This is a genomic window from Streptomyces sp. NPDC059037, from assembly GCF_042740015.1.
In the GTDB taxonomy this organism is placed as follows: domain Bacteria; phylum Actinomycetota; class Actinomycetes; order Streptomycetales; family Streptomycetaceae; genus Streptomyces.
This window is the reverse complement of the sequence record NZ_JBHYIG010000142.1, coordinates 7,824-15,143: the sequence shown is the minus strand read 5'-3', so window position 1 is coordinate 15,143 and position 7,320 is coordinate 7,824. Positions and strand designations below refer to the sequence as shown.

At 68.9% G+C, this 7,320-nt stretch carries 5 protein-coding genes; all 5 read left to right on the top strand.

Features of this window, described 5'->3' with window-relative positions:
- Positions 1 to 194 precede the first annotated feature (194 nt).
- The 5 genes from ACFWY6_RS26350 to ACFWY6_RS26330 all read left to right on the top strand — a co-directional run bounded on the left by ACFWY6_RS26350 (position 195) and on the right by ACFWY6_RS26330 (position 7,211).
- Positions 195 to 1,592 (top strand): ABC transporter substrate-binding protein, encoded by a 1,398-nt coding sequence (locus tag ACFWY6_RS26350; RefSeq protein WP_384695034.1) that lies wholly within the window; start codon positions 195 to 197, stop codon positions 1,590 to 1,592.
- Positions 1,593 to 1,598: 6 nt separating this feature from the next.
- Positions 1,599 to 2,948: a carbohydrate ABC transporter permease gene (locus ACFWY6_RS26345; RefSeq protein ID WP_384695031.1), complete on the top strand. Its 1,350-nt coding sequence runs from the start codon at positions 1,599 to 1,601 to the stop codon at positions 2,946 to 2,948.
- Positions 2,945 to 3,826 (top strand): carbohydrate ABC transporter permease, encoded by an 882-nt coding sequence (locus tag ACFWY6_RS26340; protein ID WP_384695029.1) that lies wholly within the window; start codon positions 2,945 to 2,947, stop codon positions 3,824 to 3,826. Before ACFWY6_RS26345 ends, ACFWY6_RS26340 begins: the two co-directional genes overlap by 4 nt.
- 172 nt (positions 3,827 to 3,998) lie before the next feature.
- Positions 3,999 to 6,251, top strand: a complete 2,253-nt coding sequence (locus tag ACFWY6_RS26335; RefSeq protein ID WP_384695026.1) for a CDP-glycerol glycerophosphotransferase family protein — start codon at positions 3,999 to 4,001, stop codon at positions 6,249 to 6,251.
- Between the two features lie 84 nt (positions 6,252 to 6,335).
- Complete coding sequence (locus ACFWY6_RS26330; protein WP_384695023.1) at positions 6,336 to 7,211, top strand: class I SAM-dependent methyltransferase; 876 nt, start codon at positions 6,336 to 6,338, stop codon at positions 7,209 to 7,211.
- The last annotated feature ends 109 nt before the right edge of the window (positions 7,212 to 7,320 follow it).

Below are 7,320 nucleotides of genomic sequence, written 5' to 3'. Positions count from 1 at the left end.
CCGCTCACCCCGCGGCGGCAAGTGGCCGAACAAGCCTTTCCCGCCCACCCACCCGATCTCCGCAGTTCATGACGCCACGTCACAACGGCATCACGATCGGCTAGTTGTCATGGTTGGTGCTCTTGCCGGTGTTCCCCGGGCGGGCGTAGACAAGCCGCACGGGACTCGCTCGCCAGGAAGAGAACGGGGCAGTGATGCGCAGCACTCTTCGTACACGCAGGGCACCGCACCATCGGCGTACCACCGCCAGGATCGCCGCGGCCGTCGTCGCGGGGGCGCTCACCCTCACCGTCACCGCGTGCGGTGGCGATGACGACAAGGACGACGGGAGCGGCGGGGACAAGGGCGGCGGCAAGGAGAGCGCGGCCGCGGTCCAACTGCCCAAGCTGGAGGGGCAGAAGGTGTCCGTCGCCGCCGTGTGGGGCGGATCGGAGCGGAAGGTCTTCCTCAAGGTTCTCGACGAGTTCGAGAAGAGGACCGGGGCCGACGTCTCCTTCGTACCCGCGCAGGACCCCATCATCAGCTTCCTGGAGTCGAAGGTCGCCGGCGGCCAGCCGCCGGACGTCGCGATGCTTCCGCAGGTCGGCGCCATCGAGCAGGCGGTCCAGAACAAGTGGGCCAAGCCCGTGGGGCCCGAGGCGCAGAAGCAGCTCGACAAGAATTACGCGAAGGGCTGGCAGGACCTCGGGGCCGTCGACGGCAAGCAGTACGGCGTGTACTTCAAGGCCGCCAACAAGTCCCTGGTCTGGTACAACACCAAGGTCTTCGAGAACGCGGGCACCGAAGAGCCCAAGACCTGGGACGACTTCATGAAGACGGCCCAGACCGTGTACGACTCCGGCGTGCCGCCGATATCGGTCGCGGGCGCCGACGGCTGGACCCTCACCGACTGGTTCGAGAACATCTACCTCTCGCAGGCGGGCCCCGAGAAGTACGACCAGCTGGCGAAGCACGAGATCAAGTGGACGGACCCCTCCGTGAAGGAGGCGCTGACCACGCTCGGCGAGCTCTACGGCAAGAAGGGCTTCGTCGCGGGCGGCGCGGACGGCGCGCTGCAGACCGAGTTCCCCGCCTCGGTGAAGCAGACCTTCACCGGCGGCGACCAGCCCAAGGCGGGCATGGTCTTCGAGGGCGACATGGTCTCGCTGCCGATCTCGGAGACGAAGGCGAAGATCGGTTCGGACGCCAAGGTGTTCCCCTTCCCGGCGGTCGGGGACGAGTCCCCGGCGGTCGTCGGCGGTGACGCCGCGGTGGCGCTGAAGGACAGCAAGGGCGCGCAGGCGCTGCTCACCTTCCTGGCCTCGCCGGACTCGGCGAAGATCTGGGCCGAGGCGGGCGGCTTCGTGTCCCCCAACAAGAGCCTCGACCTGGCGGCGTACCCGAACGACGTGCAGCGGGACATCGCCAAGGCGCTCATCGCGGCGGGCGACGACATCCGCTTCGACATGTCCGACCAGGCCCCGCAGGCCTTCGGCGGCACGCCCGGCAAGGGCGAGTGGAAGGCGCTGCAGGACTTCCTGAAGGATCCGAAGGACGTCGAAGGCACGCAGAAGGCGTTGGAGACGGCCGCAGCCAAGGCCTACAAGGACTGACGCGCCATGGCGTCCGCGAACGCCGGGGGCACGCCGAACGTGGCGCTGCCCCCGGCGCCCAAACCGCGCAAGAGCGTGACCGGCACCCGTAAGTCCGTGGCAGTGCTCTTCCTGCTGCCCGCCCTGGTGCTGCTCGGCGCGCTCGTCCTCTACCCGATCGGGTACTCGCTGTTCCGCAGCTTCTTCGACAAGTCGGGCGACTTCACGGCGTTCGGCAACTACGAAACCCTGTTCACGGACGACACCATCCTCACCGCGATCAAGAACAACGCGATCTGGGTGGTGGTCGCCCCGACGGTCGCGACCGGCCTCGGCCTGATCTTCGCCGTGCTCACCGAGCGGATCCGCTGGGGCACGGCGTTCAAGCTGGTCATCTTTATGCCGATGGCGATCTCGATGCTCGCGGCGGGGATCATCTTCCGGCTCGTCTACGAGTCGGATCCCGACCGGGGTGTCGCCAACGCCGTGTTCGTGGCGGCGCACGACACCTTCGCCGAGTCGTCCGCGTTCCCGCAGGCGCATCCCAGTACGCAGTCTCCGCTGAAGTCGGCGGGCGGTGGCGCCTTCATCACGCGTGAGGCGGTCGAGGCGGGCACGCCCGTCGCCCTGCCGCTGACCGGTGTGGCACCGGACAACATGCCGGACGACGCCAAGTCGGCCGCGGCCGCGAAGCCGGACCCGGACCAGGTGACCGGCACCGCCTGGCAGGACTTCACCCGCGGCAAGGGCCGGGGCGAGCTCAACGCCCCGGACAAGGCGGAGTTCGGCTATCCCGGGATCAAGATCGAGGCCGTCAAGGACGGCAAGGTGGTGGCATCGGCCGAGGCGGCGGGCGACGGCACCTTCGCGTTGCCCAAGGAGGCCGACGGGGCCCAACTCCGGTTCCCCGCATCGAACTTCCGCGAGCCGTACAACGGCGTGGACTGGCTCGGCCCGTCCCTCATCACGCCCGCGGTGATCGGCTCGTATCTGTGGATCTGGACGGGCTTCGCGATGGTCCTGATCGCGGCGGGCCTGGCGAGCGTGCCGCGTGAACTCCTGGAGGCGGCCCGCGTGGACGGCGCCAACGAGTGGCAGGTGTTCCGGCGGATCACCGTGCCGATCCTGGCGCCGGTGCTTGCCGTGGTCGCGGTCACGCTCATGATCAACGTACTGAAGATCTTCGACCTGATCTTCATCATCGCGCCGAACTCCTCGAAGGACGACGCGAATGTGCTGGCGCTGCAGCTCTACAACTCCGCGTTCCTCGACAAGGATTCGGGAGTGGCGAGCGCGATCGCCGTGCTCCTGTTCCTCCTCGTGATCCCGGTGATGATGTTCAACATCCGGCGACTTCGGCGGGAGGGACGACGATGACCACCCAAGTCGAAACGGTGAAGGCCAAGCAGTCGCTCGGCGGGCGGATCGCCGCCGTCGTCAGTGGCAGTGCCGTACGCGTCTTCCTCGTCGTCATCGGTCTCTTCTGGCTGGTGCCGACGATCGGGCTGCTGCTCGGTTCGCTGCGCACCTCGTCCGACATGGCCGAGAGCGGCTGGTGGAAGGTGTTCAGCACCCCGTCGCAGATGACGCTGGACAACTACAGCAACCTGCTCAAGGACGAGACGATCACCGACTCGATCCTGTCCAGCATCATGATCACCGTCCCGGCGACGCTGCTCGTCGTGATCATCGGGTCCCTGGCCGGATACGCCTTCGCGTGGATGGAGTTCCCGGGGCGCGACTGGTGGTTCCTCGGCGTCGTCGGGCTGCTCGTGGTGCCCGTGCAGGTGGCGCTGCTTCCGGTCTCCAAGATCTTCGGCGAGATCGGCATCTTCGAGACGACGGTCGGCGTGGTCGTCTTCCATGTGGCCTTCGGCCTGCCGTTCGCGATCTTCCTCCTGCGGAACTTCTTCGCGGAGATCCCACGCGAACTCCTGGAGGCTGCACGCCTGGACGGGGCCGGTGAGCTGCGGCTCTTCCTCAGGGTCGTGATGCCGCTCGGCGCGCCGGCGATCGCCTCGCTCGGCATCTTCCAGTTCCTCTGGGTCTGGAACGACATGCTGATCGCGCTGATCTTCGCCGACTCCGAGAGCCCGCCGATCACGGTCGCGCTCCAGCAGCAGGTGCGGTCCTTCGGCGACAACGTGCAGATCCTGGCGCCCGGCGCGTTCATCTCGATGGTGATCCCGCTGGCCGTGTTCTTCGCGTTCCAGCGGCAGTTCGTGTCCGGCGTGATGGCGGGAGCCGTCAAGTAGCCGCCCGACAAAGGCACTTGTCAGGCACTTGTACATTCGTTCGCCGAGTGAGGCGGTCCCCGGCGGGGGCCGCCTCACCTGCGTCCATCCCCCGTCTGCCGCACCCGGCGTAACCCGACCGGCCCTCCGGGCGTTTTCGGGCAGTATGCCCGCGCCGACCCATGGATGTGCCTTGCCCCGGTTCAGTGTCATCGTTCCCGTGTACAAGGTGCAGGCATATCTGCACGCATGCCTGGAGTCGGTCCTCGACCAGTCGTTCACGGATCTCGAACTGATCGTGGTGGACGACTGTTCGCCGGATGCCGGCGGCGCCCTCATCGACGAGTTCGCGGCCCGCGACATTCGCGTGCGGGCCGTCCACCTGAAGGAGAACGTCGGCCTCGGCCGGGCACGCAACGCGGGCATGGAACACGCCGGCGGCGACTACCTGGTCTTCCTCGACGGCGACGACACCCTCACCCCCGGCGCCCTGCACGCCATCTCCGACCGCCTCAAGGAGACGGACGAGCCGGACGTCCTCGTCTACGACTACGCGCGTACGTACTGGTCGGGCGAGACGGTGCGCAACCAGTACGCGAACCTGCTCGACGAGGACGGCGGCGCCGCACCCTTCCGGCTCGCCGAGCGGCCGAGCCTGCTGAGGCTCCTGATGGTCGCCTGGAACAAGGCCTACCGCCGCGAGTTCATCGAGCGTGAGGGCTTCGACTTCCCGCCGGGCTTCTACGAGGACACCCCCTGGACCTTCCCGGTCATGCTCTCCGCGGACTCGATCTGCACCCTCGACCGGGTCTGCCTGCACTACCGGCAGCGGCGCCGCGGCAACATCCTGAACACCACGAGCCTCAGGCACTTCGACATCTTCGACCAGTACGAGAGGGTCTTCGCGTTCCTCGACGAGCACCCCGAGTTCTCGGCGGACTGGCGGCCCGTCCTCTTCCGGCGGATGGTCGACCACTTCTGCACGGTCTTCACCAAGCGCGACCGGCTGCCGCGCGGCACCCGCGCCGACTTCCTGCGCAGGGCCCGCTCCCACTACCGCCGCTACCGCGTCCCCGGCTCGCGCGGCAGGCCCGGCGGCCGGCTGCGGCACGCCCTTGTGCGGCTGGGCTCGCACCGCACCTACCGGACCCTGTGGACGGCGCTGCGGGTGCGGACCAGGGCCAGGCGGTACGCGGCCAACGCCCGCCGCCACGCCAGGGGCGCCGCGCTCCAGCTGCACTACCGGATCCAGCTGCGCCTGCCGGTGCGCGCCGACCGCGCGGTGTTCTCCGCGTACGGGGGGCGCGGCCACGGCTGCAACCCCGGCGCCCTGGAGGCCGCGGTGCGCGAGCACGCCCCGCATATCCGCACCGCGTGGATCGCCGACGCACGCCACCACCACTCGGTGCCGACGGCCACCCGGAAGATCCGGCCCGGCACGGCCGCGTACTGGACGGCCCTCGCCCGCTCCAAGTACCTGGTGAACAACGTCGACTTCGACCGCAGGCTGGTCAAGCGGCGCGGCCAGGTGATGATCCAGACCCAGCACGGCACACCCCTGAAGCTGATGGGCCTCGACCTCCAGGACCGCCCGGCCGCCGCACGGGACACGGATTTCCGGGCGCTCCTGAAGAACGCCGACAAATGGGATTACGTCCTGTCGGCGAACCGGCACTCGACGCTGGTCTGGGAGCGGGTGTTCCCCGCCTCGTACACGACCCTCGAGTACGGCTACCCGCGCAACGACATCTACCAGCGGGCGACCACCGCGGACGTGGCCCGCCAGCGCGAGCTCATCGGCATCCCCCGGGGCGCGGTCGCCATCCTCTACGCGCCCACCCACCGCGACTACCGCCGCTCCCAGCTGCGCGCCCTCGATCTGGAGCGGGTGCTGCAGGCGCTCGGCCCCCGCTTCGTGATCCTGACCCGCGCCCATCACTCGTACGAGGCACCGCTCGCCTCCTCGTCGGGCCGGCTGATCGACGTGTCGGACCATCCGAGCGTCGAGTCCCTCTGCCTCGCTTCGGACGCCCTGGTCACGGACTACTCCTCGCTGATGTTCGACTACGCCAACCTCGACCGGCCCGTCGTCCTGCACGCCGACGACTGGGAGGCCTACGAGGCGACCCGCGGCACCTATTTCGACGTCCGCGACTTCCCGCCGGGCGCGGTCGCGCGCAGCGAGGACGAGCTCACCGACATCTTCGCGACGGGCCACTGGCGCGGCTCCCGCTCGGCCCAGCTGCGCTCGGCCTTCCGAAACCGCTTCTGTGTGTACGACGACGGGCGAGCCGCTGAACGAGTTGTGAGGCATGTGGTGCTCGGTGAGCCAGGGGGTCTACCGTCTGTGGCGCCACTGGCGGAGCGGCACCCCGCGCCGGCCGCGGGGGTGGCCGATGAGCCGCTGCCGCGGGCCGACGTCTCCGAGCCCACTCCGCGCTTCTGACAGCTCCAACAGCATCGTGCGCCGAAACGGCCCCCCACCCGTCCGGCAGCACTGTCCTCCTCCCCCCATCCCCAGGACCCAGACATGCAGCAAGCAACAGCGCGCGCGTCCACGAACGGCACGGACACGGATCAGTTGCCGCGGCCGCACCAGCTCTCCGACGTGAAGGGATGGTTCCATCCGGTCGACCAGGTGCTCTTCGACTGGATCCTGAGCCGCCAGTACGAACGCTCCGAGCAGGGCGACCTCCTCGAACTGGGCGCCTATCTCGGCAAGAGCGCCATCTTCATGGGTACGTATCTGCGCGCGGCCGAGACCTTCACGGTCTGCGACCTCTTCGACTCGCCCGCGCCCGACGAGGCCAACTCGGCGGAGATGGGCCGCTCCTACCGGTCCACGCTCACGCGCCGCGCCTTCGAGGCCAACTACCGCTCCTTCCACGACGAGCTGCCGCAGATCGTCCAGGAGCCGTCCGCCGGCATCACCGCGCATGTGGAGCCGGACACCTGCCGCTTCGTGCACATCGACGCCTCGCATCTGTACGAGCATGTGCACGCGGACATCGCCGCGGCCCGCGAGGTGCTCGGCGCCGACGGGATCGTCGTCCTCGACGACTTCCGTGCCGAGCACTGTCCGGGCGTGGCCGCGGCGACCTGGGGCGCGGTGGCGAGCACGGGGCTCAAGCCGCTGTGCATCACGGCCACCAAGTTCTACGGGACGTGGGGCGCCTACGACGCGGTCCACGCCGATCTCGCGGCGTTCCTGAAGGAGCGCGACGACATGTGGCACGGCGCCGAGGAGGTCGCCGAGTTCCCGATGATCCGCATCAGCGGCAAGCAGGCACGGTCACCGGAGCAGCCGGTGTCCCGATACGCCGGGCAGACCCCGAAGCCGACGCCCGAACCGACCCGCACCAAGGGCCTGCTCGCGTCGCTGCTTTCGCGGACGGGACGTAACTGAGAGAGGCCAGTCCCCGCGCCCCGCAAGGGGCGCGGGGGACAGCGCGACAATCCCCCCCCCGCCCCCCCGGACAAAAAAGCCCAAACAACAAAACCCCCCAAAGCCGACG